The 25,177-nt window shown below is 71.5% G+C and carries 24 protein-coding genes and 2 pseudogenes; 9 read left to right on the top strand and 17 right to left on the bottom strand.

What is annotated here, in order from left to right:
• Positions 1–63: 63 nt before the first annotated feature.
• On the bottom strand, positions 64–624 hold the full coding sequence (locus TU30_RS24955; RefSeq protein WP_042173809.1) for an NUDIX hydrolase: 561 nt from the start codon (positions 622–624) through the stop codon (positions 64–66).
• Positions 625–992: 368 nt separating this feature from the next.
• On the opposite strand from TU30_RS24955, the gene TU30_RS24960 reads away from it, so the two are divergent.
• From TU30_RS24960 to TU30_RS24990, 7 genes are all read left to right on the top strand, one after another.
• Entirely contained in the window at positions 993–2,933 is a 1,941-nt protein-coding gene (locus TU30_RS24960) for an ABC transporter ATP-binding protein (protein WP_042173887.1), read from the top strand.
• Between the two features lie 205 nt (positions 2,934–3,138).
• Positions 3,139–4,023: a phosphotransferase gene (locus tag TU30_RS24965; RefSeq protein WP_042173810.1), complete on the top strand. Its 885-nt coding sequence runs from the start codon at positions 3,139–3,141 to the stop codon at positions 4,021–4,023.
• Positions 4,020–4,493, top strand: coding sequence for an NUDIX domain-containing protein (locus TU30_RS24970; protein ID WP_234307981.1), 474 nt, complete (start codon positions 4,020–4,022; stop codon positions 4,491–4,493). The genes TU30_RS24965 and TU30_RS24970 overlap by 4 nt, the downstream gene beginning before the upstream one ends.
• Positions 4,490–5,782, top strand: a complete 1,293-nt coding sequence (locus tag TU30_RS24975) for an MFS transporter (protein ID WP_042173812.1) — start codon at positions 4,490–4,492, stop codon at positions 5,780–5,782. Before TU30_RS24970 ends, TU30_RS24975 begins: the two co-directional genes overlap by 4 nt.
• Positions 5,782–6,360 carry a bifunctional 2-polyprenyl-6-hydroxyphenol methylase/3-demethylubiquinol 3-O-methyltransferase UbiG gene (locus TU30_RS24980; RefSeq protein WP_042173814.1) on the top strand — a complete coding sequence of 193 codons (579 nt, stop codon included), beginning with the start codon at positions 5,782–5,784 and terminating at the stop codon, positions 6,358–6,360. The genes TU30_RS24975 and TU30_RS24980 overlap by 1 nt, the downstream gene beginning before the upstream one ends.
• Before the next feature lie 33 nt (positions 6,361–6,393).
• Positions 6,394–7,551 carry a bifunctional class I SAM-dependent methyltransferase/NUDIX hydrolase gene (locus TU30_RS24985; protein WP_234307982.1) on the top strand — a complete coding sequence of 386 codons (1,158 nt, stop codon included), beginning with the start codon at positions 6,394–6,396 and terminating at the stop codon, positions 7,549–7,551.
• A gap of 42 nt (positions 7,552–7,593) precedes the next feature.
• A complete protein-coding gene (locus TU30_RS24990) occupies positions 7,594–8,379 on the top strand; it encodes a PIG-L deacetylase family protein (protein ID WP_078878495.1) in 786 nt (261 codons plus the stop codon).
• Here the strand turns inward: TU30_RS24990 and TU30_RS24995 are convergent.
• From TU30_RS24995 to TU30_RS25005, 3 genes are all read right to left on the bottom strand, one after another.
• Entirely contained in the window at positions 8,371–8,886 is a 516-nt protein-coding gene (locus TU30_RS24995; protein WP_078878501.1) for a GNAT family N-acetyltransferase, read from the bottom strand. The two genes, TU30_RS24990 and TU30_RS24995, sit on opposite strands and share 9 nt — an antisense overlap.
• The gene (locus TU30_RS25000; RefSeq protein ID WP_234307983.1) at positions 8,883–9,602 is read right to left on the bottom strand and encodes a hypothetical protein; all 720 of its coding nucleotides are present in this window, start codon (positions 9,600–9,602) and stop codon (positions 8,883–8,885) included. Before TU30_RS25000 ends, TU30_RS24995 begins: the two co-directional genes overlap by 4 nt.
• Positions 9,603–9,997: 395 nt before the next feature.
• The gene (locus TU30_RS25005) at positions 9,998–10,294 is read right to left on the bottom strand and encodes a hypothetical protein (RefSeq protein WP_042173819.1); all 297 of its coding nucleotides are present in this window, start codon (positions 10,292–10,294) and stop codon (positions 9,998–10,000) included.
• Positions 10,295–10,446: 152 nt separating this feature from the next.
• On the opposite strand from TU30_RS25005, the pseudogene TU30_RS37620 reads away from it, so the two are divergent.
• Positions 10,447–10,572, top strand: a pseudogene (locus TU30_RS37620) (protein-L-isoaspartate O-methyltransferase); the annotation flags it as partial.
• Between the two features lie 68 nt (positions 10,573–10,640).
• Here the strand turns inward: TU30_RS37620 and TU30_RS37625 are convergent.
• The 13 genes and pseudogenes from TU30_RS37625 to TU30_RS25075 form a co-directional block, all read right to left on the bottom strand.
• Positions 10,641–10,706 (bottom strand): annotated as a pseudogene (locus TU30_RS37625) (hypothetical protein); the annotation flags it as partial.
• A gap of 191 nt (positions 10,707–10,897) precedes the next feature.
• Positions 10,898–11,614 (bottom strand): HAD family phosphatase, encoded by a 717-nt coding sequence (locus TU30_RS25015; protein ID WP_078878496.1) that lies wholly within the window; start codon positions 11,612–11,614, stop codon positions 10,898–10,900.
• Positions 11,615–11,635: 21 nt separating this feature from the next.
• On the bottom strand, positions 11,636–12,394 hold the full coding sequence (locus TU30_RS25020; protein ID WP_078878497.1) for a phosphotransferase: 759 nt from the start codon (positions 12,392–12,394) through the stop codon (positions 11,636–11,638).
• Positions 12,391–13,605 carry a hypothetical protein gene (locus TU30_RS25025; RefSeq protein ID WP_042173825.1) on the bottom strand — a complete coding sequence of 405 codons (1,215 nt, stop codon included), beginning with the start codon at positions 13,603–13,605 and terminating at the stop codon, positions 12,391–12,393. Before TU30_RS25025 ends, TU30_RS25020 begins: the two co-directional genes overlap by 4 nt.
• Positions 13,592–14,632 (bottom strand): hypothetical protein, encoded by a 1,041-nt coding sequence (locus TU30_RS25030; protein WP_042173827.1) that lies wholly within the window; start codon positions 14,630–14,632, stop codon positions 13,592–13,594. The genes TU30_RS25025 and TU30_RS25030 overlap by 14 nt, the downstream gene beginning before the upstream one ends.
• Before the next feature lie 22 nt (positions 14,633–14,654).
• Complete coding sequence (locus TU30_RS36145; protein ID WP_052479905.1) at positions 14,655–15,299, bottom strand: class I SAM-dependent methyltransferase; 645 nt, start codon at positions 15,297–15,299, stop codon at positions 14,655–14,657.
• On the bottom strand, positions 15,296–16,402 hold the full coding sequence (locus TU30_RS35625) for a hypothetical protein (protein WP_042173829.1): 1,107 nt from the start codon (positions 16,400–16,402) through the stop codon (positions 15,296–15,298). Before TU30_RS35625 ends, TU30_RS36145 begins: the two co-directional genes overlap by 4 nt.
• Positions 16,399–17,964 (bottom strand): monodechloroaminopyrrolnitrin synthase PrnB family protein, encoded by a 1,566-nt coding sequence (locus TU30_RS25045; protein ID WP_199816895.1) that lies wholly within the window; start codon positions 17,962–17,964, stop codon positions 16,399–16,401. Before TU30_RS25045 ends, TU30_RS35625 begins: the two co-directional genes overlap by 4 nt.
• Positions 17,961–18,839 (bottom strand): phosphotransferase family protein, encoded by an 879-nt coding sequence (locus tag TU30_RS25055; RefSeq protein WP_042173833.1) that lies wholly within the window; start codon positions 18,837–18,839, stop codon positions 17,961–17,963. Before TU30_RS25055 ends, TU30_RS25045 begins: the two co-directional genes overlap by 4 nt.
• A complete protein-coding gene (locus TU30_RS25060) occupies positions 18,836–21,193 on the bottom strand; it encodes a pyridoxal-dependent decarboxylase (protein WP_042173836.1) in 2,358 nt (785 codons plus the stop codon). Before TU30_RS25060 ends, TU30_RS25055 begins: the two co-directional genes overlap by 4 nt.
• A complete protein-coding gene (locus tag TU30_RS25065; protein WP_042173839.1) occupies positions 21,186–22,592 on the bottom strand; it encodes a glycosyltransferase family 2 protein in 1,407 nt (468 codons plus the stop codon). Before TU30_RS25065 ends, TU30_RS25060 begins: the two co-directional genes overlap by 8 nt.
• A complete protein-coding gene (locus TU30_RS25070) occupies positions 22,589–23,065 on the bottom strand; it encodes a dual specificity protein phosphatase (RefSeq protein WP_042173841.1) in 477 nt (158 codons plus the stop codon). The genes TU30_RS25065 and TU30_RS25070 overlap by 4 nt, the downstream gene beginning before the upstream one ends.
• Positions 23,055–24,470, bottom strand: a complete 1,416-nt coding sequence (locus TU30_RS25075; RefSeq protein ID WP_199816896.1) for an NAD(P)/FAD-dependent oxidoreductase — start codon at positions 24,468–24,470, stop codon at positions 23,055–23,057. Before TU30_RS25075 ends, TU30_RS25070 begins: the two co-directional genes overlap by 11 nt.
• Positions 24,471–24,690: 220 nt before the next feature.
• Between TU30_RS25075 and TU30_RS25080 the strand changes: the two genes are divergently transcribed.
• On the top strand, positions 24,691–25,177 hold a 487-nt coding region (locus TU30_RS25080; protein ID WP_158719359.1), incomplete at its 3' end, for a hypothetical protein.

A 25,177-nucleotide genomic window follows, 5' to 3' on the forward strand; every position in this document is an offset into this window, starting at 1 on the left:
TCTACAACGAGATGTTCCCTGCCCGTTAGCTGGCCGCCGCGAGAGCTTCCGGTGGCGCAGGGGTTACCTGATTCCGGTCGATGTGGTGACCGCCCGCGCGATCCGGGGTCCGACGAGGCGCTCCGCCACATCGAGTGGGTACCAGGCGGCGCCGGTCACCTCGGACTCCTGGATACGTCCGACCTCGGCGTCGGCCGTCGCGAAGGCGTAGCCGATGTCCAGGTGGTAGTGGACCGGCTCGTCCTTCGCGGGCCTGGCCGGCACCTGGCCGAACTCGACATAGGCGGGGTGCATCGAGACGGGGACGATCTGCGCGGGGTCGATGCCGGTCTCCTCCGACAACTCCCTGATTGCCGCACCGACCAGCGTCGTATCGGTCGGCTCAAGATGACCGCCTGGCTGCAAGGTGATCCCGTACGCGAGGTGTTCGATCAGGAGGACCTCGGCGCCGTCCCGGACCAGCAACGCGCCGGCGGTGACGTGCATGGGGAAGGTCCGCCGCGAGGCGAACTCCTGGCCTTCGGCCAACAAGCGAAGCGGCTCGGCCAGCTGTCCGGCCTCCTGCGGGTAGCGCTCAAGGTAGGCGGCCAGCACGTTCGCGATGTCGGAGTCAGTGATCGCCACAGGTCATCGCCCTCCTTTCGGCCTGAGGAGGGGTTCCGCCGAGACCGGCCGTTCGAGGGCGGCCGCCAAGCACGTGCACAGTCAGCTCCACAGGGGTCGTGGCGTACCGGAAGTCCCGCACTCTACAAGTCCGCCGGGCCCCATACGCACCAACGCGCCCTTTGGCGTACGGCGCCTGGGAACCTCGGCGATTCGGCCAACAGCCGTTGGTGGCAGTGCCGTTGCGGGAGCTGGGTCGGTGCAGCTTCCACGATTCCTCGAACCCTCTATCCCGGGGCTTCAGGGCCGACCGAAAAACGTGTGTTCGATATCAGGGCTGCGTCGTTGAGCCTCGCGAACCAGCCGTGACGACCGACAGGGGGATCGACTTGACCTCGGGTAGCACAGCCGCACAGCCGAGCGCGGACGAAGCGGAGGGGACTCCACCGGACAGCGGGGGCGCGGCGCAGGAGGAGGAGTTCCAGTACCGGGACGAGTCCCGGCTCCAAGCCGGCGCGCAGATGACCACGACCACGATGGCGCGGCGCCTGCCCGTGCTGGTGCGTCGGTCGCTGCGGATGGCGTGGCAGGTTGACCGGGGCGCAACGGCCGGACTGCTCGCGTGCCAGATCGGCACCGGCGTGCTGGCCGCACTGGGCCTGTTCGCCGTGACCGGGACCCTCACCGCGCTGATCGCCTCCGGCGACATCACCGAGCGGCTGCGGGAGGCGGCTCCACAGCTGGCCGTCATCGCGGTGGCTGCCGGGCTGCGCGCCCTGCTGGGAGTCACGGTGACCTGGCTGACCGGGCGTCTGCGGCCGGTCCTCGCCCGTGCCGCGGAAGTCAGCATGGTCGAGGCGGCTCTCGGCGCCGAGGCCGCGGCGAACAACAAGCCGGGGTACAACGACCAGTACGACATCGCCGACCGCGGCGCCCAGGTCACTCCCGACCTCGTGGAAGAAGCCCAGGACGTGCTGGCCGCCACGGCGACCCTCGCCGCCGGCGCGACCGTCCTCACCGTGATCCACCCGATTCTCCTGCCTCTGCTTCTCCTGGCGTGCCTGCCGCAGGCCGCCGCGTACGTGCGCGCAGCCCGCGTGGTGTACCTCGCGGGCCTGGAGACGTCGGGGCGCCGGCGGATGCTGCACAAGCTGCGCTGGCACATGTCCTACATGGAGTCCAGCGAGGAGATGCGAGCCTGCCTGGCCGGCCCGTTCCTCCTCGGCCGCTACCGGCGCCTGGCCGCCTCCGTCAACGTCTCCGAGCGCGAGGCCGCGAACACCGGGGCCTGGATGGGCCTGGCCGGCGCGGCGGCCGGCGGAGTCGCCTCGGCGGCGGTCTGGGCGACCCTGCTGTGGCTCCTGGTCTCCGGCCGGATGGACCTGGCGGCCGGCGGTGGCGCGGTCTTCGCCCTGCAGACGGCGACCGGCTCCGTACGCGGCATCATCAACGGCGGAGCCCGGCTGGTGCGCACAGGCTGGTACGTGCAGGACTGGCAGAACTTCATCGACAACGCGCACGGGCAGGCGATGGTGGCCTCGCGTGGCTCCGAGATACTGCAGGCGCCGCCAGAGCGGTTCGAGGTCCGCGACGTCACCTACCGGTACGACGGTGCGGAGAAGGACAGCCTGGCCGGTGTGTCGCTGAAGGTACGGCGCGGGGAGATCGTGGCGCTGGTCGGGGAGAACGGGTCGGGGAAGACGACGCTGTCCCGGCTGATCTGCGGGCTGCTGCTGCCGACCTCCGGGGAAGTGGCCTGGGACCATACGACCACCGCGCGGATGGATCCGTGGGAGGCGTGGAAGCACGTAGCGGTAGCACCGCAGCGGTTCACCTACCTGCCACTGACGCTGCGCGACAACGTCACCCTGGGACAGGGCGACACCAGCGACGCCGCGCTCATGGCGGCCTGCGAGGCGTCCGGAGCCGCGGACATGCTGCCCGCCCTCCGTTCCGGCCTCGACACCCTTCTGACCTCCGAATGGTTCGGCGGCCACCAGCTGTCCGGCGGGCAGTGGCAACGCGTCATCCTGACCAGGGCATTTCACCGGAAGGCGAGTCTGCTGGTGATGGATGAGCCCACGGCCGCGCTCGACGCCCGAGCTGAGCACCACGTGTTCACCGGCCTGCGGGACCTGGCCAAGGACCGCGCCATCCTTCTGATCACGCACCGGCTCGCCAACGTCGCCGTGGCCGACCGGATCGTCGTGCTCGACCAGAGCCGCCTGGTCCAGGAAGGCACGTACGCGCAGCTCACCCGCGAACCCGGGCTCTTCCGGACCCTGTGGGAACTGGAGCAGCGCACCGGCGGCGCGCCCGATCCGACCTGATCCCCCGCCCGCAGTCCTGAACCGACTCCGGCCGTCCGCCAACGGCCGGGGTCGGCCGACCCACCGGCCCGGTCGGCCCATCCGGCACCCGACGACCAAGCCGACCGACACCCCCGGGAGGAACCGTGTTCCCCGATCTCACCGAATCTGATGGCGACGTGCCCTGCCGCTCTGCCGACCCGCGCACGGGCGCGAGGTCTGCCCGATGAGCCCAACGAAGCCGCTGCCCGCGGCACTGCAGCGCTGGGCGGAACAACGGATCGGCCCCGTCGTGTCCGTCCGTGACGCCTCGCACGACTGGGACCGCTCCCGGGTGTGGGACCTGGAGGGCGAACGCGGGGTGCACCACTACCTGAAGGTCTCCCCCAGCGAGAAGTTCTTCACCCGTGAGAGCCGGGCCTACCGCCACGTCGTCCCCGCCCTCGGACACACCCGGGCACCCCACCTCGTCGACAGCCGCGCCCAGGACCTGGCCCTGCTGCTCACCGCGGTCCCCGGCGCCCCGGCGAAGGAACTCGGCTTGGACGCCGCCGAGTTGCGGACCGTGCACCAGCAGGCCGGAACACTCTGCGCCCGGCTCCACGAGGCAGGGCCACTCGATCGCGGCGACCGGGTGGAGGCCGAAGCCTCGTTGCCCGCCGCCGCTGACGGAGCGGAGAAGCACCTAGCGCGCGCCGGGGACCGGCTCAACCAGGACGAGCAGCAGCTGATCCGCGACCACGCTGCCCGCCTTCACCGCACCGGCCCGGTGCCCGTCGGCTGCATCCATGGCGACAACCAGCCGCGGAACTGGATGTGGTCCACGCGCGGGCTCGCCCTCATCGACTTCGAACGGTCCCGGCCGGCCGCCCGCGTCCAGGACCTCGTCATCCTCGCCACCACCCAGTGGGCCGACCATCCGGACCGCGAGAAAGCGTTCCTCCACTCCTACGGACGGGAGCTGTCCGACGCCGAACGGCACGCGCTGCGCTGCCTGACCGCGCTCGATGCGGTCAACTGCCTGGCCTGGGGCCCGGACAACGGCGACGCCGAGGTCACGGCCCGGGGCCGGCGGACCCTGGACCGGCTCATGAGGGAGGGCCGGCCGTGAGCGCCGTACACCGGAGCATCGGGAACGTCATGGTCCTGCTCCAGCGTCCTGGCGACGGCCGGGTCCTGACCGTCCGGCACCAGGCGACGTCGTGGCACTCCCCCGGGATGCTCACGGTCGTCGGAGGGCGCCTCGAGGAGGGCGAGTTCCTCGACGAGGGAGCGGTGCGCGAGCTCGCCGAGGAAGTCGGCATCCGCATCAGCCCGGACCGCCTGCGGCTGTGCCAGCTGCTCCACTTCCACGCGGCGGACGGTGAGCGGGTGATCGGCGCCGCTTTCACGGTGCGGGAGTGGGAGGGCACCCCGTACAACCGCGAGCCGGGCACGCACACCGAGCTGGTGTGGGTCGACCCGGCCACGCCGCCGCCCGACTGCCACCCCTTCACCCACGCGGTCCTCACCCGCTTCGCCACCGGCTGGCTCTACGCCAACGTGATCGCCCCGGAACTGCTGGGCGGTGAGGCCGGGTGACGACCTCCACCCAGACGGCCAGGACCGCGACGGTCACCTCCCCGGATCTGCGCCGCTTGGTCGCCAGCGAGTGCGCGAGCCTGTCCGGATCCGCGGTCAGCACCGTCGCCCTTCCCACCCTGGCCGTACTGGAACTCCACGCCTCCACCACCCAGATCGCCGCGCTCGCCTTCCTCGGCCAACTGCCCAACGCCGTCGTGGCGCTCCCGGCCGGCGCGCTCTCGGACCGCTACGCCAAGCGCCCCCAGATGATCGCCGCGGACCTCACAGCCGCCGCGGGCCTGGCGACCATCCCGGCCGCCGCCTTCGCCGGGGTGCTCGGCATCGGCCAGCTGTACGCGGTCGCCGTCGTCCTGGGCATCACCAAGATCGTGCACGACGCGGCCGCCATCAGCTACCTGCCCTTCCTCGTCGAACCTCACCTGCTGCAGCGCGCGAACTCCCGGCTCGGCGCGGCCTCGTCGGTGGCCGACAGTGCGGGCAGCAACGCGGGCGCCGCGCTGGTCGGCGCCGTCGGTGCCGCCCGCTCCGTCCTCGCCGACGTCCTCTCCTACCTCGTCTCCGCGCTGCTCGTGTGGCGCATCCGCACCCCCGAGCCGGTCGCCCCGCCGACCGAGGGCCGCCGGACCCTCGCGCGGGACATCGGGGAAGGTCTGCGCTACGTGGCCGGGCAGCCCACGATCCGCACGGTGATCGCGGCCCTGTCCACGCTCAGCTTCGGCCTGGCGGTCATGAACACGTACTGGGCGTACTACCTCCTCGCCGAGCTGCACGTGTCCCCGACGGCGTTCGGCGTGATCATGGGGGTCGGCGGCGCGGGCAGCCTGGCCGGGGCGCTCCTCGCCCCGCGCATCGCCTCACGGATCGGCATCGGACCGACGATCATCATCGGGTTCGCGGTCAGCCCGCTGGCCCAGATCCCCCTGCTGCTCGCCGGACCCGGACTCCGGTGGCAGATCGCGCTCGCCGGGACGCTGGCCGTTCAGCTGTTCTGGGTCACAGCCTCCGGGACGAGCCAGAGGTCGCTCCGGCAGATCCTGTGCGAGCCGCGCTTCCAGGGCCGCATGCAGGCCGCGAGCACCACGGTGACCGCCGGGGCCCGGCCCCTGGCCGCCGCGGCCGCCGGCGCCCTGGTCCTCTTCCTCGGCGTCCGCGGCACCCTCACCGTCGGGGCGGTCCTCCAAATCGTCCCCGTGATCCTCCTGCTCGTCTCCCCTGTCCGCGCCCTGCGGGACATGCCCGTCCCGCCCGCGCGGACCGCCGTGCCGCCCGCCCGTGAAGGAGCCTGATGACGACGACCTCGACCGCCGCGTACTGGGAACCGCTCTGGGCAGGCGGTCGTCGCTACCGGCAACTCGACGGCCCCGAGAACCGGCTGATGGACGAACACCTCGGCCCCGGCCGCGGACGCCCGGCCCTCGACATCGGCTGCGGCGACGGCGCCCTGGCCCGCCGCCTCCACCACGAGCTCGGATACCGCACCACCGGCATCGACATCTCCCCCAGCGCCGTCGCACTCGCCGCCGCCCACGACGAAGGCCCCGCCCCCGGTCCGGCGTGGCGGTGCGCAGACATCACCACCAGCGACCTCACGGCACTGCCGGAGCCCGCGTACGCGGTCATCACCTGCCGCCTGGTCTACCGGTGGATGGCGGACAAGACGGCCTTCCTCCACCGCGTCCGCCACCTCCTTGTCCCCGGCGGGACGTTCTGGGTGGTCACCGAGATCGCCGGACGCCGCGAGGACACCGATCCCCGCCGAGGTCTCGGGATCAGCCCCGCCGAGGCCGAGACCCTCACCTCCGGCTGGTCCGCCGTCCAGAGCGCCGACCTCGATGTGCTCCGCTGCTACGCCCTGCGCCCCTGACCCCCCGCTCACCCCTTGCCGATGGAGGACTCGGTGACCACCGAGAAGGACACCGTCGAAATCTGGAACACCTACGGCGCCCACCAGATCACCAGAGGACGTCAGCCGCCCGAGCTGGAGAGGTGGGACTGGGGAATCCCGGAGACCGGCCCAGGCATCAACGCCCTCGGCGAGGTGGCGGGACTTCGTGTCCTCGACCTCGGCAGCGGCCTCGGCCGGCACGCCGCGCACCTGGCCGCCCTGGGCGCCAAGGTCACCGCCGTCGACGCCTCACCCGCCCAGCACCAGCGCGCCCTCACCCGCTACCCGGACCACCCCGGCCTGCACCTGGTGTGCGCCGACGCGGTGGACCACCTGCGCGCTGCCGGCCCGTACGACCTGATCTACTCCGTCGGCTCCGTGCCGTACCTGGACCCAGGCCGGCTCCTGCCCGCCCTGGCCAACGGCATCAAACCGGGCGGACGCCTGGTCTTCTCCGCGCTGCACACCAACTCGGACGGTGCCGGGCCCTCGAACGAGGTGACCCCGCGGCCCGAGATCCTGCGCTTGCCCGGCACGACCCAGGACCACCCCGTGAACATGTGGGTCCTCAGCGTGCAGCTGTGGGAAGACCTCCTGGTCCAGCACGGCCTCACCCTGGAATCGGTCACGCCGATCTGCTCACCCACGGCGGACAACGCGGTCTCCTACCGGCTGTACACGGCCCGCCGTCCGAAACGCGTGCCGAGCCGTCCCCGCACCAGCGCACCTCCGCCGCCGAACACCGCGCTCGGGGTCGGTGTGATCGTGTACGGCCCGGACGGCGTCCTGCTCGGCCGACACCGGCGCCGTACCTGGGAGCTCGCCGGCGGGACCGTCGAGCCGGGCGAGACGTTCGCCGAGGCCGCCGTCCGCGAGCTCTGCGAGGAGGCCGGCCTCGTGGCCGAGCCCGACGACGTTCAGGTGCTGGGCACGCTCCTGGACCGGGTGGGCGACGTCGTACGGCTGACGGTGCCCGTCCTGATCACCCGCTGGTCCGGCATTCCTCAGCAACGAGAGGAGGCCATCGGCTCCTGGCGGTTCTGGCCCCTCGACGCGCTGCCCCAGCCGCTGTTCGTGCCCAGCGCCCAGTGCCTGACCGCCTGGAACCCCGCCCTCCCGCTCGACCACCCGCCCGCCCACTTCCAGGCGTACGCCTCCCCCGGCCGGTAGCCCGGCCGCCCGCGACCGCGTTCGACAGAGAGGGCCTTACCCGTGCCTCCATCGTCTTCTGCATCCCGGCCGTCCCTGCTGGGCGTCTTCGGCCATCCGGACGACGAGTCCCTCCTGGCCGGCGGCGTCCTCGCGCAGCACGCCGCCGCGGGCGCCGCGACCGCCGTGGTCACCGCCACCTGGGCGCCCGATAGCCACCGGGCCGGTGAACTCGCCGACGCCCTGGACATCCTGGGGGCGGGCAGGCCGCGCATGCTGGGATTCGTCGACGCCCGCATCCCCGACTCCGCGCCCGGACGGCCCCGGCTCTGCGACGCCCCGCTGGAGGAGGTGGCGGGGCTGATCGTCGAACACATCCGCGCCGTACGGCCACAGCTCGTCGTCACTCACGACGCCTACGGCCAGCTCACCGGCCACCCGGACCACCTTCGCACCCACCAGGCGACCCTGCTGGCCTTCCACGCCGCCGGCCTGGAACACCTCTACCCGCAGGCCGGGGAACCGTGGCAGCCCGACGCGCTGTACGCCGCGACACATCCGCACTCGGGGGTGGGCGAACTGGGCGCGCATTTGACGCGGGTCGGCAAGAAGGTGCTCAGCGTGCCGGACGGACACGTCACCGAGACGGTCGACGTGAGCGACTACACGGACCGGAAGCTAGCCGCGATCCTGGCGCACCGCAGCGAAGCCGCGCGGGAGCGGCCCCTTCCCGGAATCCTCTCCCGGCTTCCCGCAGCGAAACGGGAGTCGATCATCGCGACGGAGTACTTCACCCTCCTCGGCAGGAGGCCGGCGCCGGGCGGGGCGGTCCTCCAGCGGTCACGGTGAGCTGCTGAGGGGCTTGGTCATGGCCCGGTTGACTTGGGGATCGCGTCCGGCGACGTAGGAGGGGCAAGGCAGGTAACCGACCCGGCGGTAGAGAGTGAGGGCGGCGGTGTTGCGCCGTCCGGTCTCCAGCACGATCTGCGTTGCGCCACGGCTGGCAGCGTGCCGTTCGAGATGTTCGAGGAGGTACCGGCCGATTCCGTGGCCGCGGGCGTCACCGGAGACGTACATCCGTTTGATCTCCGCGGTGTGCTCGTCGAGAAGGCGTACTCCTCCGCACCCGACTGCCTCTTCGCCGACGTGGGCGATCAGGAACAGGCCGACGGGCGGGTCAAAGTCTGCCTCGGGGGTGGTGTCCGGGTCGTCGGCGAAGCCGTACAGGCCGAGCTGTTCGGCGCGAAGGGCCTGGGTCAGGCGGCGGGCGTCCGGGTGGTCGTAGGGCGCGGCGGCCGTGGAGGGCGTCAGGCGTATCGCGGCCGGAGCTTCGGGGGCGGTGGGCACGGAGGTCATGAAGCCGATAGTGCCCTGTCGACGGCGGTGAGCGCACGGGCGCCGTCCGGTGCGCGCATGCGGACGCCGGCTGAACGGCGGATCCGGCGCAGGAGGTTGCGGCAGCGGATGGACTGCACGTCGGGTACCCGGTCGGCGAGTTGCAGGAGGGTGGCTGCGGTGGCTTCGGGGTCGCGGGCGAGGAGGTGGGCGTGCGCGAGGTGGATGCCGTGCAGGGGGGCGGAGCGGGGGAATCCGCTGGTGGGGCCGTGGTCGGTGAGGGGGGATAGGAGCGTGGTCGCCTCGGCGAGCAGGCGCCTGGTGTGGGCGGGGTTGGTGGCGGCGAGTTCGACGAGGGCGTGGCCGGCCTTGGCGGAGACCTGTTCGGGGGTGAAGTAGTACAGGGAGGGCGGGTCGTCGTCGCGGCGGTGTTCCAGGAGGGTCCGGCAGCGGTCGGTGGCGTCGCGGAAGGCGCTGATGTCGCCGGCGGCGGCGTGGGCGGTGGCCATGCGGCCCCAGGCGCGGGCGCGGACGACGGGGCTGCTGCGGGCGGTGTGGTCGACGGCGGCTTCGGCGTAGCGCAGGGCGGCGGCGGGCTTGCCGGTCGCGGCGTGCTGGTAGGCCAGCATGCCTAAGACGTTGGCGACCGTGGTGGTGTCGTCGGCGGCTCGGGCGAGGCGGATCGCGAGGAGCTGGTAGCGCTGGGTGGCCGCGTGGAGGTCGGCGTCGAAGGCCATCCACCCTCTGAGCCCGGCACCCGATCGCGCCCGACGTGCCCACGAACGCGCGCCTTGTCGAGCATCCCGGCGAGCTTGCCCTCGGCGTACCGCTCCCCCTTGCGCGAGCGCAGCGACCGCGCCCAGGCGCCGCCCGCCGTCGGGCGCAGCACCAGGGCCTCCCGCCACTGCGCGAGGGTCCACTCCCGGCCGGGCTGGGAGACCGCGACCGCCAGGGCCATCGGTCAGCCGGTAGCCGGAATCGGCGGCCGTCCTGCCCGCGTACCGGCCCTCGGTGTCGCCCTCCAGCAGCAGCCGGCGCGCACGCCCCGACAGACCCGGCAGCCCTTGCACCCATTTGGTCAACGACGGCCGCCGAACAGGCCGGTGCGAGATGGCCCGTACGGCGGGACGGTTCACACCCCCACCCCCGCCCCGCTCCCATGCGCAATCGAGCCTGGCAAGGCCGAAGGACGTCGTACGGACATGGCGCGCTCCGGCAGCGCGGGGCAGATCAGGGCACGGACCTCAGCGGCCGCCTGCGCGTACCAGTCCGGCTCGGCATCCGCCTCGGTCGTCGGCCGGGCGGCCTGCAGCATACGCAGCCGGTCGTTCAGGAGCGCGTGCGCCGTGTTGAACCGGGCCGTCTGGGCGGTCTCTTCAGCTGCCTCGCGGGCCTCGTCGAGGCTGTCGTGGAGGTGGCTGCGCCGCATCTCGGTGGGATCTGCTGGACTGGTCGGCGCCGCAGGACCGCCCCGAGTTACTCGGGCTGTTGTACAGCGGGGCCAGTGTGCTCGTCCAGCACGACGGGGAGCCGCTGCTGGGCCGGGCGCGAGGGATGCGAGCGGGGGCGTCGATCACGTCGATGTCGACGGTGACGAGCCTGACCGCCGACCTGCTGGAGGAACTGGATCTGCGCCCGGGCCTGCGGGTACTGGACGTCGGGACGGGAGCAGGGGTGACCGCCGCCGTGGCCTGCCAGATCTGCGGCGACCAGGGAGTGACAACCCTCGACCGGGACCGGAACCTCACCGACGCGGCCGCCGCGAGGTTCGGCGCGGTGCCTTCGGGCACGTACGCGAAGCCGTCCCAGGACTCCAGGACCCGCGGTTCCTCGGGTCTCACGTGGGTGGCACCGCCGTCGACGGGCCGGTGCCTTCGGTGCCCACCATCACCCGCGTCACACTACGCGGGCAGCGATGTCTGCGGATGTCGACGACGCCGCTACAGGCACGGATCCTTCTGCATGTGAAGAGGCTCGTGCCGGTTCTGCGCGTTCGAGTGCCGTCGGTGCACTCCTTGGGGGCTCGGCTGGGTTATGTTCGGAAACACCGAACGTCCACGACGTCCATGCCTGCGGCCTTGGCTGCCTGTACGCCTTCGGTCGAGTCTTCGTAGACCAGGCAGCGGGCGGGTGCGACGGCGAGGCGGGCCGCGGTGAGGAGGAACAGCCCGGGGTCCGGTTTGCCCCGGGGGGCGTCTTCACCGGTGATGACGTGGGTGAACAGAGGGCGTAGGCCGGTGGCGTCGAGGCCGGCGTGGACGGCTCGGCGTGCACCGCCCGAGGCGATTGCCAGGGGAAGGTGGCCGTGCAGGGTCTCGGCAAGCTGGACCACCGGCTGGTATGTCTGCAGTTCGGTGATCTCGTCGAGGATCAGGTCGAGGCACTGGGCGACAACCTCGTCGATCGGCACGTGGGTCCCCGTGGCGGCTGCCAGTTCGCTGATCAGCTCTGCACCGGAGGTCCCGATCCTGGACGTGTAGAACGACTCGTTGAGCGTGAGACCCCAGCTGGCGCAGGCGCGGGAGAGGCCTCGGAAGTTGAGGGGATGGCTGTTGCCGAGCGTTCCGTCCCAGTCGAAGAGCACCGCGTCGTAGCGGTCCGGGTCCGGAGGATTCCCGTGGTCGCAGGTGCCGGGTGTCGGGCAGCTGGCGTCGGGTGGTGAAGCGGCGCCGAGCGGGTCGCGTTCGTGTGGTGAGGTGGACGAGTGGTGGTCGGCCGGGGGGCCGATGTGGGGGTGACGTGCCTGCATGGGGGCCTCGCTGTCGCGTCGTCAGGTGGTTTTTGTGATCAGGTCTCGTGCGTGGCGCTGGGCAGCTACGTGGTCGGGCGGGGTGGCGGTGATCGCTGACATGAGACGTCCGAGCAGGTGAACGGAGCGGTAGGCGGCCAAGGTCTCTTCTGAGTGCGGGATGCCGTGGTCGGTGAGGAGTCGGCTCAGCTGGACCGGGTGGACGGCGAAGGCATGAGCGGCCCGGGCGTAGTCGAGGCTCGGATGCCCGTAGATCGCCAGCTCCCAGTCGAGGCCCGCGGTACCGGCTGGCCCGAACAGGAAGTTGCCGGGTTCCGGGTCGTTGTGCAGGAGACGAGGCGCGTCCGGTTCGGGCGGGGGCGCGCTCGCCAGTGCCTCGGCTGTGGCGGCGGCTTCGTGGAATCCGTGGCGGGCGAGTTCGGCTTGATATGAGGCGAGCCGCTCGCGCAGGTAGTCTCCCCAGCTTGCGGCCACCGGGTCGAAGAGACGACCGAAGCCGGGGCCGGTGATGTGGTGGACGCGATGTAGGTAGGGGATGACTCGCCGCAGCGCCTCCTCACCGCTGCCTGGCGCCGTTCCGTGCAGACGTCGCAGGATCAGCAGTCGGCGGCCCCGGGCAGAACCGCCCGCAAGTACGGACGGGGCTCGTATGTCGGCCTGGGAAAGCCTCTGCAGGGCTGCCTTCTCGGTGTGCGCGCGCCAGGGTTCGCGGTAGACCTTGGCCACGGCGCCGGGCAGGCGGAGAAGCCGGTTGCTCGGGGGAATCACTGTGGCGCTCATCGGTGTGAAGCGGGGCTGCTGAAGGCCGCGCGCACGGTCTCGGTGACGGCGGCGTACGGGGCGCGGGTGCCAAAGCGCAGGCTGACAGCCGGTCGGTCGGCGAGGGCGCCGACAACGCGGGCTCCGTTGCGCGCCAGGTCGTCGGGGCTGGTCGTCCGGATGCCGAGCCAGTCGCTGACGTAGATGTTGTCGCCCGGCGACATGCACTGAGCGCCCAGCAGCTCCCGGGCCGACTCGGGGTGCATCGCCTGCAGGTGTAGCTCCTGGGAGCCCTGGATGACCTGCGGGAAGACGACGAGATCCACGGTTGCGGACATTGCCAGTGGGGTGCCGGTGCGCTCATGCCATTCGGAGGGGAGGATGTGCAGTTTGTTGGAGCCGCGGAAGTTCTGCCAGTCGGTGTTCATCGTGGACTGGGGGCGCGTGAGGTCCCACTGCTCGGCGCTCGCGTATCCGAGTGCTTGCAGGGTGCCGCCGTTGAGCCGGATCGGGCCGGGCATGGCGACAGCCTGCGGGGCCACGCCTGAGCAAGCGTCAATCATGGTGCGGTCGTTGGAAAGGAAGGCGCCCTTCGCGGTCGCGGCCAGCGCGAGCGTGGACTTGCCGGCGCCGGAGTCGCCGACGACCAGGATGCCTCGGCCGTCCATGGTGGCGGCCGAGGCGTGCAGGCACACCCAGCCGTCGTCCTCGGCCCGCCGGTAGCCGATCTCTCGCAGGTGCCGGGCGGCGTTCATCGTGGCGTCGGTGTCGTCGCAGGTGATGACGGTGAAGCTGCCGGGGTGGCGGACGATGAGCTGCGGCGCGATCCCGGCATCGGGATCGGTCAGGAGTACCGGGCCGCCGGGCATCTGGTGCCATGTTGCCGGGGCACCGACGTGCATCAGTGCAGGGCGTGGTGCTCCGGTGCCCCGTGAACGGACACGCTCGGCAAGGGCCGAGACGTGAGCGCGGGGCAGGGCGAGACAGCGCATCGTCGCGGTGACGCCGGTGGCTGCGGCGTCGGGGCGCACGACGTTCCACAGGTTGCTGGGCGGCGTGAACAGGCGCTGTACGTAGGTCGTTGCGGTGCTGGTAGATGCGAGCACCTCGATCGTGAGACCGCTGAGCTGGACGGTGATCTTCTCGGTGCACCACGCGTCGAGGGAGGCCGCATGGGTGTCGCCGTGGAGGAAGGCGTCGAGCATGGATATGACCTGATCAGCGGCGGGCATCGGCATCTCCGGCTGCGAGGAAGTGTTCGATCTTGCTCTGGCCGTTGCGGGCGTGCGGGATGTGGTGAGCCGTCAGGACGGAGGCGACGGTGTCGGCGGTCTGGGCCACGGACTGCCGGATCTGGGAGGCGGTCGCGGTACCTGGGGTGGCGGTGAAGCAGGCCCCGTACTCGATCTCGACCTGCTGCAGGGTGCCGGGGTGCGGAGCGAGGGTGGTGGTGTCGACGGTGACGGTGGACCAGTGGCCGTCCGTGTCGGCGGGCGAGGGCAGGTCCCATGTGGCGCGCTGGAGCAAGCCGGCATGAAGGAGGCGTGGGTGGCCGAGGACTTCTGCCACCTGGGCCAGGGCTTCCTCACGGGTGGCGGCGGGGCGGATGATTTTGTGGAGCCGGCCGCCCTTGAGGACTTTGGCCTTGGCCCACCATGTTCCGTCGGAACGGGGTGTGAGGGCGGCGTATTCGCGCCGTCCGGTACCGGGCGGCAGATAGATGTCCGAGCGCAGGACCCGCCGGTGGATGGTGGGGCCGCTGACCGGCACACCGGTAGCGGGCAGGTGATCGCGCAGCAGACGGGCGACTGCGGCGGGGTTGGCCGGGACGGTGAGGGTGATCTTCTCCTCGGCCTCCGGGCCGTGTCCGGAGCGCTGCCCGGGGCGGGGCAGCGGGAAGTTCACCGCAGCACGCTCATCTGCGATGAGGCAGGCCCACGCCGTGAGATCTCCGGACACGTCGGCGGACATGGTGGTGTGGTGGAAGGCTGCCAGGACGGCGGCGTCTGGACGCCATCCCACGGTGACGAAGAAGACGGCCTCACTGGTGGATTCGTCGACATGGCAGGCCCATAAGGGGACGCGGACCACCCCGAGGGCGGCCTCCTTCGGCCGGCCGCCGCTGGGTCCGTGCCACAGCTGACGGCGCAGGGTCGGCCCGTCAAGGACGAGAGCGGGGCCGGACACGGGGACGCTGAGATGGGCGTAGGCGACGCCGGGGTCGGCCGGCGAATCGGTGGTGGCCGCGACAAGAAGCACGAGTGAGTCCCTTCGGAATGGGCTACGGCCGGGTGAGGATCGCGCGCCATACCGAGCGCTGCCCCGGGTCTCCCGGGCTGAGGTACTGCACGGCTTCCCCACTCGGGACGAGTCCTGCGGCATGGATGAAGCCGAGCAGGTCCTCGGGGGAAAGGAGCGTCATGTGCTGGCCGTTCGGCAGCGCGTACCGGTCGTCGCCGAGGGGAGTGAGGCACGGGTCGAGGTGACGGGCGGTGAAGAGGTTCAGCGACAGCGTTCCGCCAGGGAGAAGGACCCGGTGCAGCTCGCGCAGCGCCGTCGCGAGAGCGTCACGGTGGTGGAGGTTGTGCAGGACGCCGTGGCACACGACGAGGGACACCCTCCGGTCGTCCAGAGGGAGGCGGGTGACGTCGGCTTCGACGAAGGCGGTCCGGGGTCCGGCGTGGCGGCGGGCCTGGTTCAGCATGCCGGGGTGCAGGTCGATCGCGAGCACCCGGTAGCCCGCAGCAGCCAGGGCGGGCACGTTTCGGCCCGCACCGCAGCCCGCGTCGAGCGCGAGGGCGGCGTCGGGCACCGGGGCGGTGAGCAGATCCGCGAGGTAGGGCGGCGTGGGCAACTCGGCGAAAGCGGCGACCGTGGCGCGGTCGTTCCAGTAGGTGCCGGTGGGTGCTGGTCCAGTGTGGGTCACCGTTCCTCCTGGCCGTGGAGGGTGTAGCCGCTGTTCCACGGCCGGCAGCGCACGGTCCGCAGACCCGCGTCGGCGAACGCCTGCTCGCACTGTTCGGGCGTGCGGGTGAGGGCGGCGAAGGTGGGACCGACGGAGGAAAGGGTGAGGACCTCGGCGAGGTGCTCGGTGAAGATGTGTTCGACCTTCTCGCCGGTGGCCAGCAACTCGGGGTGGGAGAAGGCGCAGTTGGCGAGGCTCCCCATCCGGAAGCGGTAGTCGAACAGCAGGCTGCCGAGCGGACCGAGGTCCCCGTCGAGCAGGGCGGGCCAGGCGTCGTGCAGGAGCCGGTAGGCGATCTCGGGGCCGTACGTGCGGCCGGTGGTGGTGAAGGCGTCGAAGTGGCGGGCCTCGGCGGCGAGGCTGTCGCGGGCGTCCCAGATCACCGGGTCGTGGGGCATGCCGAGCACGATGCGCATGTCCTCGGGCAGGGCTGCCTGCAGCAGCGGCACGTGCGCGCCGGCGATTACCTGGACCGCGCCGGGTATGAGCCCGGCCGTCGCGGAGCCGCCCAGACACTGGACCGGCAGGAGGTGACCGTCGTCGTGGTCGATCTCCTCCCCGTGGTTGAGGGCCAGGAACTTGACGAGCCGGCGGGCGGGGACGGGATGTCCGTAGAGCTCGTTGACGGCCGCGGCCACGGCGGCGATCTGCCCGCTGCTCGAGCCGAGTCCGAGGTGCGCGGGCAGAACCGGGGCGCTCACCCGTACCCGCAGCCGCTCTCGAGTGCCGAGCGCCGTGCGCATCAGCAGCGCGGCGTGCCGGGCAAGGACCGGGTGGTCGCAGTCGGGGGTGGTCTGGACGGCGGGCCCGTCGCCGACGATCTCGACCTCGACGCGGCGCATGAGGTCGCAGGCGAAGAGGAGTTCGCCCGCGAGGTAGGCGCCCTGGCTGGGAACGATCTTGCTGGAGTCCAGGGCCATGGCGTTGATGCGGCTGGGGTAGTCCAGGCGTACGTGATCCGCAACCGGCTGCGGCGCCTTGCTGGTCCAGGGGTCGAGTGCCAGCGGGGAGCGCGGGGCGCCGAGCGGGAAGGGCGGAAAGTCGCTGTCGATGGAGGCGCTCATACGGGACTCCCGGGGCTGAGAAGGGCGCGGGCGCTATCGGTGACGTCGAGCAGGCGGTCGAGGGCGCTGGTGGTGTAGCCGCCGCTGCCGAGGGATCCGCCGGCGCGGACGGCCATGTTGTCCCGGGCGAGCTGGCGGTGGGGCAGGCGGAAGCGCAGCAGGTCATCGATGAGCAGGGCGACGGCCGGTCGCAGGTGCCGGCGGTGGCGGGCGAGGCGGGCAAGACCCGGAGTCCGGCGAGCTGCGTCAGCCATGGCACGGTGGTGCGGCGGCAGGTAGAGGACGTTGTCGGTGAGGTACTGCTCGTACCAGGCGGCGAGGTTACCGGTGGCGGCCTGGCTGAGGATCATCACGTCGAGGACGAGCAGTGGCATCTGGGCGCCGCCCGGCGCGTAGTAGGTGGTCCCGTCGATGTCCAGAGGCGGGTAGTACGGACGCAGGAGACCGGTGAAGTACTCCGGTGTCAGCGTGCGTTTGACCGTCAGCAGATGCGCGGCGAAGGCTCGCAGTCGCTCGTGGACGGTCGCGGCGAGAGAATCGACCGCTTCCTGGTTGGCCGCCTCGGGCATGCCGGCGCAGTGCCGGATCGCGTCGTCGAGGGCGTGGCTGGCGTCGGTGACCTCGTCGATGAAGACGTGCTCGCCCGGGGTGTCGGTGAAGGAGCGCCTTCGGAGACCACGGGGGTTGCGGGTCGCGTAGGAGTACACGGTTTCCCGGGGGACCTCGTCGGCTGTGGCGCCCAGGTGGAGCATGGCCGCTTCGACGGCGGGCGGAGGGATCTGGCGGGAGGTGTGGCGGGCGAGGGAGGCGGTGATCATGCCCAGGTCCCGTAACGCCGCCCGGGCGGGGGCGACGTCACGGATCGAGGCAGCGTGCCGGGAGAGGCGCTCGGCTCGGGTGTGCAGCCACCTGGTGTCGGCCGCGATGTTGGCCTGGGGCAAGGCCCTCATCACCGCGTCGGCGCCGAGCGGGTCGAGCGTGGCCGTGATCGAGTCGAGGTCGTGGGTGAGCGTCATAGTCCTCTCCCGGCTCCCGGTGTCCCGGGCGCGGTCATTCGATGGGCAGGTCGTCCCGGTAGGACCACACGCGGCCGGCGCTGAGGCTGCCGAGGTAGTCCAGCAGGGGTTCGATCTCGGGTCGGGTCGCGGTAGAGGAGCCAGGACGGCCTTGGCCTCGGTCAGCGGCAGCAGGACCGCGCCGGTCACTTTGCCGTCCGGGTCGTGCACCGCGATCTCGCCGTCCCACTCGGTGCAGTCGAAGGTCAACACCACGGTGGAGGGGTACCTGTCGGTCGTGGTGTTGACCAGGTAGGCCAGCGGGCCAACCGCCCTCAGGTTCAGGCCGGTCTCTTCCTTGACCTCGCGGACCAGGGCCTCGGTGAGGAGTTCGCCGCGCTCGACGCCGCCGCCGGGGACGGACCACATCTCCTTTCCGTCGCGCTGTTCCTGGACGAGGACGATGTGGTCGTCGCGGCGCAGCAGTGCGGCGACGACCTGGACACCGGGCCCGGTGACCGGGGCGGGAGCCGGAACGGCTGTGGTGGCGGTGTCGTTGGCGGTCATGTTCGCTCCAGTTCGGTTCGCAGGGCCGCGGTGCACCCGGGGAGCTGAGTGGGGTCACGGCCGTGCCAGTACAGGAAGTACGACAGGGTGATGACCAGGCGGTGGAAGGCGAGGCGCTGCTCGAACAACGGGTCGGCCCCTTCCCCGCGTTGCTGCCAGTAGGCGTGCAGCATCTGTTGCCGGTCGTGGGCGGAGGGCAGGCACCAGCGGTCGGGTTTGACGAAGTCGCTGGCGTATTCCGCTGTGGTGGCGTGGTCGAAGTCGAGCAGGGCGATCTTGCCGCCGGGACGGATGAGGATGTTATCGGGGTGGATGTCCTGATGGGTATTCACGCATTCGTGGTCGCCGAGTGTTTCGGCCAGATGCAGCCCACGCCTGCGGGCTGCCCCGGCGAGCGCGGTGGGGATCAGCCGGTGTCGGCGCAGGCCGTCCAGGAGGTCGGAAAGTTGGCGGGCACGGGAGGCCGGTGTCGCCATGAGGGGATGTGGTGGCTGGGTGGAGTGCAGCAGGGCGATCTGGTGTCCGAGCCGCGGCCACAGGTCCGCCGTGATGGCGTTGTCCTGGCGGGCTTCGGCGAAGGTGCGGCCATCCAGCCATTCCTGGAGCAGGAAGGGGCCAAGGTCAGGGTCGGTGCCCACGCGCAGGACCTGCGGGACTGCGGCGCCGCTCGCCCTCGCGTCGCTCATGGCCGCGGCCATCTGGCGCAGATGGGGTTCGCCCTCACGGTCGTTGAGCTTGAGGAGATAGGCGCGGTCGGAGTCGGCAAGGTGCCAGCAGGTGTTGAAGCGGCCCTGGGGCAAGGGCCGGGCGCTGAGGGTTTTGGCGCCGGGCAGGAGACGGCTGAGGGCCGTGCGGTCGAGCGCGGCTGTGGTCATCGGCCGGCTCCCGCGATGACGAGGCCGGCGGGCAGTCCGTCGCGCATGAACACCTCGTGGACGTTCTCGGCGAAGTCGATGACCTGCTCGACGCCGAGCTGGTCCGGGTCGCGAACGTCCAGGCGGGGCAGTGCGCCGTGCAGCCGGCGGCCGAGGTCGAAGGGCGCGGCGAGTTCGACGGCATCGGTCCTGGGCTTGGACAGCGCGGTGAGCGCCAGGTGCAGGCCGCTGTCGCTGACCCGGCCGTCCACGGTGCACAGTCCCGCGGTCGCGGAGCGTGCCGCCAGTACGGTGCCGATGCTGGTGGGGGCGAGGAGTTCCGCCAGGTAGGCGGTGCCGGTCCAGGTGCGGCCGGCCTCGATTTCCAGTTCGGTGTCGAAGAACCGGTTCGGGAAGCGCCGGAACTGCTCGCGCCGAAGGTGTCGGCGGCGCGGCAGCAGCACATCGGCGTTGTGACGGGCGGTCTGGACGACGGGCGGAGTGGCGCCGTCGGTGTGGCGCACGCTGATCTCGGCCGAGGTGTCGATGGAGAAGGAGTAGTCGTCGCTGTGGGGGCGGAGGAATCCCGCCGCGTCCTTGCCGATCTTGGCGGTGATGGCGTCGGGGAAGATCTGCAGCTCGTCGGCTCCGGTCTCGCCCAGGGCCTTGTACTCGGCGGAGCGGAAGGTGCCGTCCGCCTCGAAGTTCAGCAGGACACGCAGGGAGCCCGGCAGCAGCATCGTGGCGTGGATCGCGCCGACCAGGGACAACTGCTGCTGGTGGAGGTCGAGGACTTCGAGGAAATAGCGCTCGGTGCGTACGCCCATCAGCTCATTGGCGAAGGGATTCTTCAGATCGGGAGCGTAGACCCACAGGTCGCCACCGGCCCGCGCCCCGCCCCAGCGGATGTCCTGCATCTGCTCGCCGGTGGCGCGCCGGTGGGCGAAGGTGTGGAAGGAGTAGCCCGGCACCTGCGGGTCACGACGTCCTTCGGGGTGGACGACGAAGTGACGGAAGCAGTCGGTGTGGGTGCGGGTGTCCGCGACCACCTCGGAGGTGATGCTCCGCCCGCTGCCGCGGCAGTCGAGAGCCGTCGCGCGGGCTTGGGCTGTGACATCGGCCAGGTGCCTGGCGAACGCGGTGATCTGCGCACCTGTCAGGGAGGCGGAGGCGTAGAAGTGGTAGAAGAGACGGCTCCCGCCGCCTCCATGCGGGTCCGGGAGGCTGAGGGGGACGAGCCGGTAGCGGTCGCACAATTCCGGCAGCAGCCGTCCGCCGGGATGGCTGAAGGCGGCGGAGACGACGGGCGCGTGCGGGGCGGGCACCAGCAGGGCGTCGGGGTCGGCGGCCCGTATGGCGGCGGTGAGCTGGTCGCGGTGTTCGAGGCAGCGGGTGGTCAGGGCGGTGTAGCCGGTACGGCCCAGCGTGTGCAGCGTGGCCCACAGGGCTGCCGCGGTGGCGCCGGGGCGGGAGCCCAGCACGGTCTCGTCGGGGACCCGGGTGTGCGGGTCGATGCGGGTGACGTGTTCGAGCAGTCCCTTGCGCACGAGCAGGGCCCCGCACGCGTACGGCATGAGACCGGCCTTGTGGGGATCGACGGCCATGGAGTGCACGCCGGGGCTGCGGAAGTCGAAGGGAAGATCGGGTGCGGTGAAGGGGAAGACGAATCCGCCGTGGGCGGCATCGACGTGCAGGAAGCAGCCCGCCTGTCCGGGGTACTGGAAGGCGAGGTCGCGCAGGTCGGCGGCGATCTCGTCGACAGGGTCGGCGAAGCCGCTGTTGTAGTAGCCGGCGGTGGCCACCACGATGATGCCGGTGATCCCGGCCGCCATCGCCTCCTGTGCTGCGTGGCGGACCTGCTCGCGGGTCAGGGTCCAGGTGGGCCCGGCAGGCAGGCGTACCAGGTCGAGGTCGAGGATCTCGGCGGCCTTGCCGACCGAGGCGTGGCACAGGTCGGAGGTGATCACGCGGACCTGGTGGCCGTCGGCGCGCAGCAGGTTGCGGGCGATCCGCAGGGCGGAGAGGGTCGCTTCGCTGGCGCCGCCGGTGAGGTGTCCGTCGAGGGCGCCGCCGCGATAGAGGCCGGTGAGGACGGCCAGGGCTTCCTTCTCCAGCCGCCTGGTGCCCGCCTTGCCCTCCCCGAAGCGGGTGTGGGTGCCGACGTTGTTGGTGTTGAGCGCGGACCAGTCGCCCAGGACACGTACCGCCTCCGGATGCGGGGCGGCCATCGCGAAGCCGAGCCGGGTCTGCTCGGGGTCGTCCCACGCCGGTACCTCGCCCCGGGCCTGCGCGAGGTGCTCGTTGATTAACGCACGGCTCCAGCCGGTTTCGGGGAACGCGGTGGGCACGGCCCAGCCGATGTCCAGATCACCCATGAACGGTGCCTCCTCGAGTTTCGGGGGCGATCTCGCCCAGGTGCTCGGTCTTGGTGAACCTCAGTTCCCGACCGGCCAGTTGGGCGGCACTCGCGCGCACGCCCAGCAGCCAGGGACCCAGCGCGGTCACCGCGGGCTGCAGCATGTAGGTGGCGACGGCCGCGACGGGGGGCGGCTGGCGCCAGGTTCCGCCGGCAGGGCCGGTCGTACGGAAGTCGTCGAGGACGCGTCCGCGCAGCCGGTAGGCCACGACCGGCTCGAGGAGGCCCGCTGCCAGAGCGGCGGCTACCAGGGGTTTGAACCGCCGCTTCATGACCAGGTGGGCAGCGGCGGCGCCCATCACCGCCGGTCCCAGCGCCCAGGCCGCACCATCGGCCAGGGCCCGGGCCGCCAGCAGCCGCTGCCCGGCCGGTGACAGGCGGGTGGGGTGCGTCGCGGCGAAGCGGTAGTCGTGGCGGGTCGCGGCGTTCGCGAAGGCCACGCTGCTGAACGCGCGCGCCATCGCCCCCACGCTCTGGTACGGCTCGACGATGTTGACCGACGGCAGGACCGCGATCGGCTCGCCGGCCATGCTCAGGCGGTGACCGACGGCGAGGTCGTCGTGCGGTTCCTGGAAGAACCCGATGTCCTCGATCTTGTCGCGGCGCACGATGAGCCCGGAGCCCACCCCGTAGACCATCGGGCGCGCGAGCGTGGCCAGCAGCCGCGGGCGCCGGCCGGGGCCACACCAGCGGGCCACTTTGATACGGCGGTACTCGATGCCCAGGGTGCGGCGGAACGCGGCAAGGTCCTGGCCGGACATCACCGCCGAGCGCCGCCCGCGACTGCTGCCGGGGAAGGCGGGCAGCATCGGCTGCTGGATCATCGCGGGCCGACCGCGCGCGGCGCGGGCGAACTGGGAGGCGAGCCGGGCATCGGGGACCGCGTCGGCGTCGAACACCGCAACGTAGTCGCCCGCGGGCGGGGACAGCTTGTCCAACGCCGCCACGGCGTAGTTGAGCTGGGAGGCCCGGCGGCCCTGCCCCGGGTAGGACAGGACGGTGAAGACCTCCCTGCCGAGCGTGGTGTTGTGCTGGTGAGCGAGGCGCTGACAGACCTCTTCGGTGGTTGGCCGGCCGCTGGGGGTCTCGGAGGCTTCGCGTGTCGCGGTGACGACCAGGACGCGCAACGTGGGCCACCGGGCGGCGAGAGCGGCGAAGTGCTCCAGCGAGCGGGGCATCACTGCCTGCTCCCGCAGCGCAGGAATGATCACGGTCAGGCCCGGCGTCTCCTCGGGAAGTTCCTCCTCGGCACGGTCGGCCTCGGTGCGCAGGGACCGGTAGGACAGGGCCAGGGAGGCCGTCATGTACAGGGCCCTGGCGGTGTAGGCGGCGGCGAGCAGCCGGCTGGCGCGGATCACGCTCTCTCCTGTTCGACGAGGCCCAGTTCGGCCAGGCACTGTTCGGCGTCCTCGAAGTAGCGGGGGCGGGCTTGGACACGGCAGGCCAGGATGCGGGACCGCGCGGCGGACGCCGTCCATCCGCGCGAGCGCAGAATCGTGTACGCGGCGGCCGGGGAGCGGTTCACTCCGGCCGCGCAGTGGACGTACAGCCGGGCGTTCTCCTCGCGTGCCGCCCGTTCGGCGAAGGCCACGCAGGCGGCGTACCAGTCGGTGCCGCGCGAGGCGCCGTCGTCCTCGGTGGGCGCCGAACACCACACCAGGCCGGGGCAGATGGCCGCGGGCGGCGGCATCGGGCGCGGGGTCCGGCAGTCCAGGACGTGCGTGACGCCCCGGTCGAGGAGCTCGTCCACGGCGCGTGTGCTGTCGGGCGCGGCGCCGAGCAGGAGCCAGCTCGTGACCGGATGGGCATCGAGGCAGAGTTCAGCGCCCATGAACCGCCTCCCGGGCAGCCGGGCGGGGAGACGTGTAGATCCTCTCGGCGGTGCCGTGAACGAGCCGCCGGGCGATGTCCTGGCCCATGGTGACGGCGTGGTCCATGTTGCCGATCTCGTAGCGCCAGGTGCCGAAACGTCCGCGCGAGTAGATCCCGTGGCTCTCCAGCCAGGGCTGGATGCGCGCGAGGGTCGTGTCCCGGCCGGTGGTCGGGACCGGGTAGGCGTACGGGATCAGCTCCAGGTGGCCGCTGACTCGCCGGGCACCGTCGGGAACCAGACCGCAGCGCCGCAGAGCCGTGTCGCACTCCTCGACCAGGGCGGCCTCGTCGAGGAGGGTTCCGGCGGGCAGCGACGTCTCGGTCATCCAGGCCGAGTACCGGCTGGGGTCGGAGTGAGGGACATTGGCCGGCGCGTACCGAGAGAAGTTCGTCGCCCGGTAGAACGGCGTCTCACGGCCGGGAAAGTACAGCCACGAACGCCTGTCGGTGGTCGGGGACTCGTAGCCGAGACCCACCATGGCCACGGTGGTGTGTTTCAGGGCCGTGGCGGCCTGGCGTACCTGCGCGGGTGCCCCGGCCGTCATCGCGACGAGCTGATCGAGCGCGCCAGTGGCCACCAGACTCCCGTAGGAGAGAACGGCGCCGTCGGAGGTCAGCAGGGTCTTCGCCGCTTCATCGATACGCAGGACGGCCTGCCCCGTCCGGACATCGCCGCGCAGGCGGGAGGCCAGCCGCTCCCAGATCGCGCCGGTGCCGCCCGACGCCGGGAAGGCGAACTGTGCGTTGGGGCCCCACCGGCTCGTTGACGTCGTTCCCGACGCCACCCTCCTTCGCGGCGCACTTGAGTCGGCGGGCGCGACCCGCTCCGCTATCCACGAGGAGGACATCTCGCTCAGGGCGGTGGCCCATACCTTGTGGTTGTACGGGGCGAAGAACTCTTCCACCAGGGCCGGACCGTAGGTGGCCTCCAGCCACACGCCGAAGTCCGTTCCCGAAGAGGCAGGGCCGCGGGCCTGGGCCATGGCCAGATCGTCCAGGCACTTCTGGGCTTGCGCCCGGGGAAGGTGGTGCAGGTGCTGCTGGAAGGGGTAGGGAACCCACCGTCCGCTGTGCCGGACGAACGAGGAGCGCTCGTGGCGCAGCAGCTCATACGGCGCGAACAGCTCGTCCAGTAACGCGTCGAAGCTCTTCACTGTGGAGAACACGACGTGACCGCCGAGATCCCAGGTGAAGCCGGCCTCGTCGACGACCGAGGATCCTAAGCCCCCGACCGTCTGCGCGGCCTCCAGCAGTACCCAGTCGCGGTGACCGAGGCGCTGGAGTTCGTGAGCGCACGCGAGTCCGCACGGTCCCCCACCCAAGATCACCACCGGGACGGTGGTGCCTGCTCTGGTGTTCCTCACGGCACTCTCCTCCTCGTGCGGCCGGAACTCAGTCGGTGACTGCCTCTCGGCCCGTTGTCCTCTTGGAGTTGGGTGCACATCTTGTGAGGGTGCGTCGTTGGGGTGATTCGTCAGGGTTCAGGTCTCGGTCGGGGGTTGCTGGTTCCTAGCCTCGTGGTGTCGAGTCCGGCTGTGGTGGGCGGGCGTTGAGCGAGGGTGGGTGGCATCTGTGCCGTCGTTGATGGCTGCCTTGCAGGCCAGGGAAGACGAGGTCCGGGCGTCCGCGGCCGAGGTGCGGGCGCGGCTGGAGGTGTTGACCGCGGAGTTGGCTACGGCCGAGGAGCAGTTGGTGCGACTGCGGATCACGCGGGAGACGGTGGAGGAGGTGTTGTCCTCACCGGTCGGCCCGGCGGTGCCGCCGGGGGTGGTGCTGGATACGGAGGGGGCGGTGCTGCCGCAGTTGGCGGAACTGGTGCCGGTGCTGTTGGCCGCCGAGGCGGCCGGGGACACGACGGTGACCTCCGAGCCGTATCGGCGGATCCTGATCGTGTTCGCCGAGGCGTCCGGGCCGTTGCGCTGCAAGGACGTGTGCGTCGGGGTGGGGTTGAGCACGGAGGCGAACCACACCGAGGGCATGCGTGGCAAGCTGAAGAAGCTGGTCGGGCGGGGGATCCTGGCCGAGGTGGAGCCGGGGTTGTTCGGGCTGGCCTGTCGGGCCGGTGCCCGGT

This window comes from Streptomyces sp. NBRC 110035, assembly GCF_000829695.1.
Classification (GTDB): Bacteria; Actinomycetota; Actinomycetes; order Streptomycetales; family Streptomycetaceae; genus Streptomyces.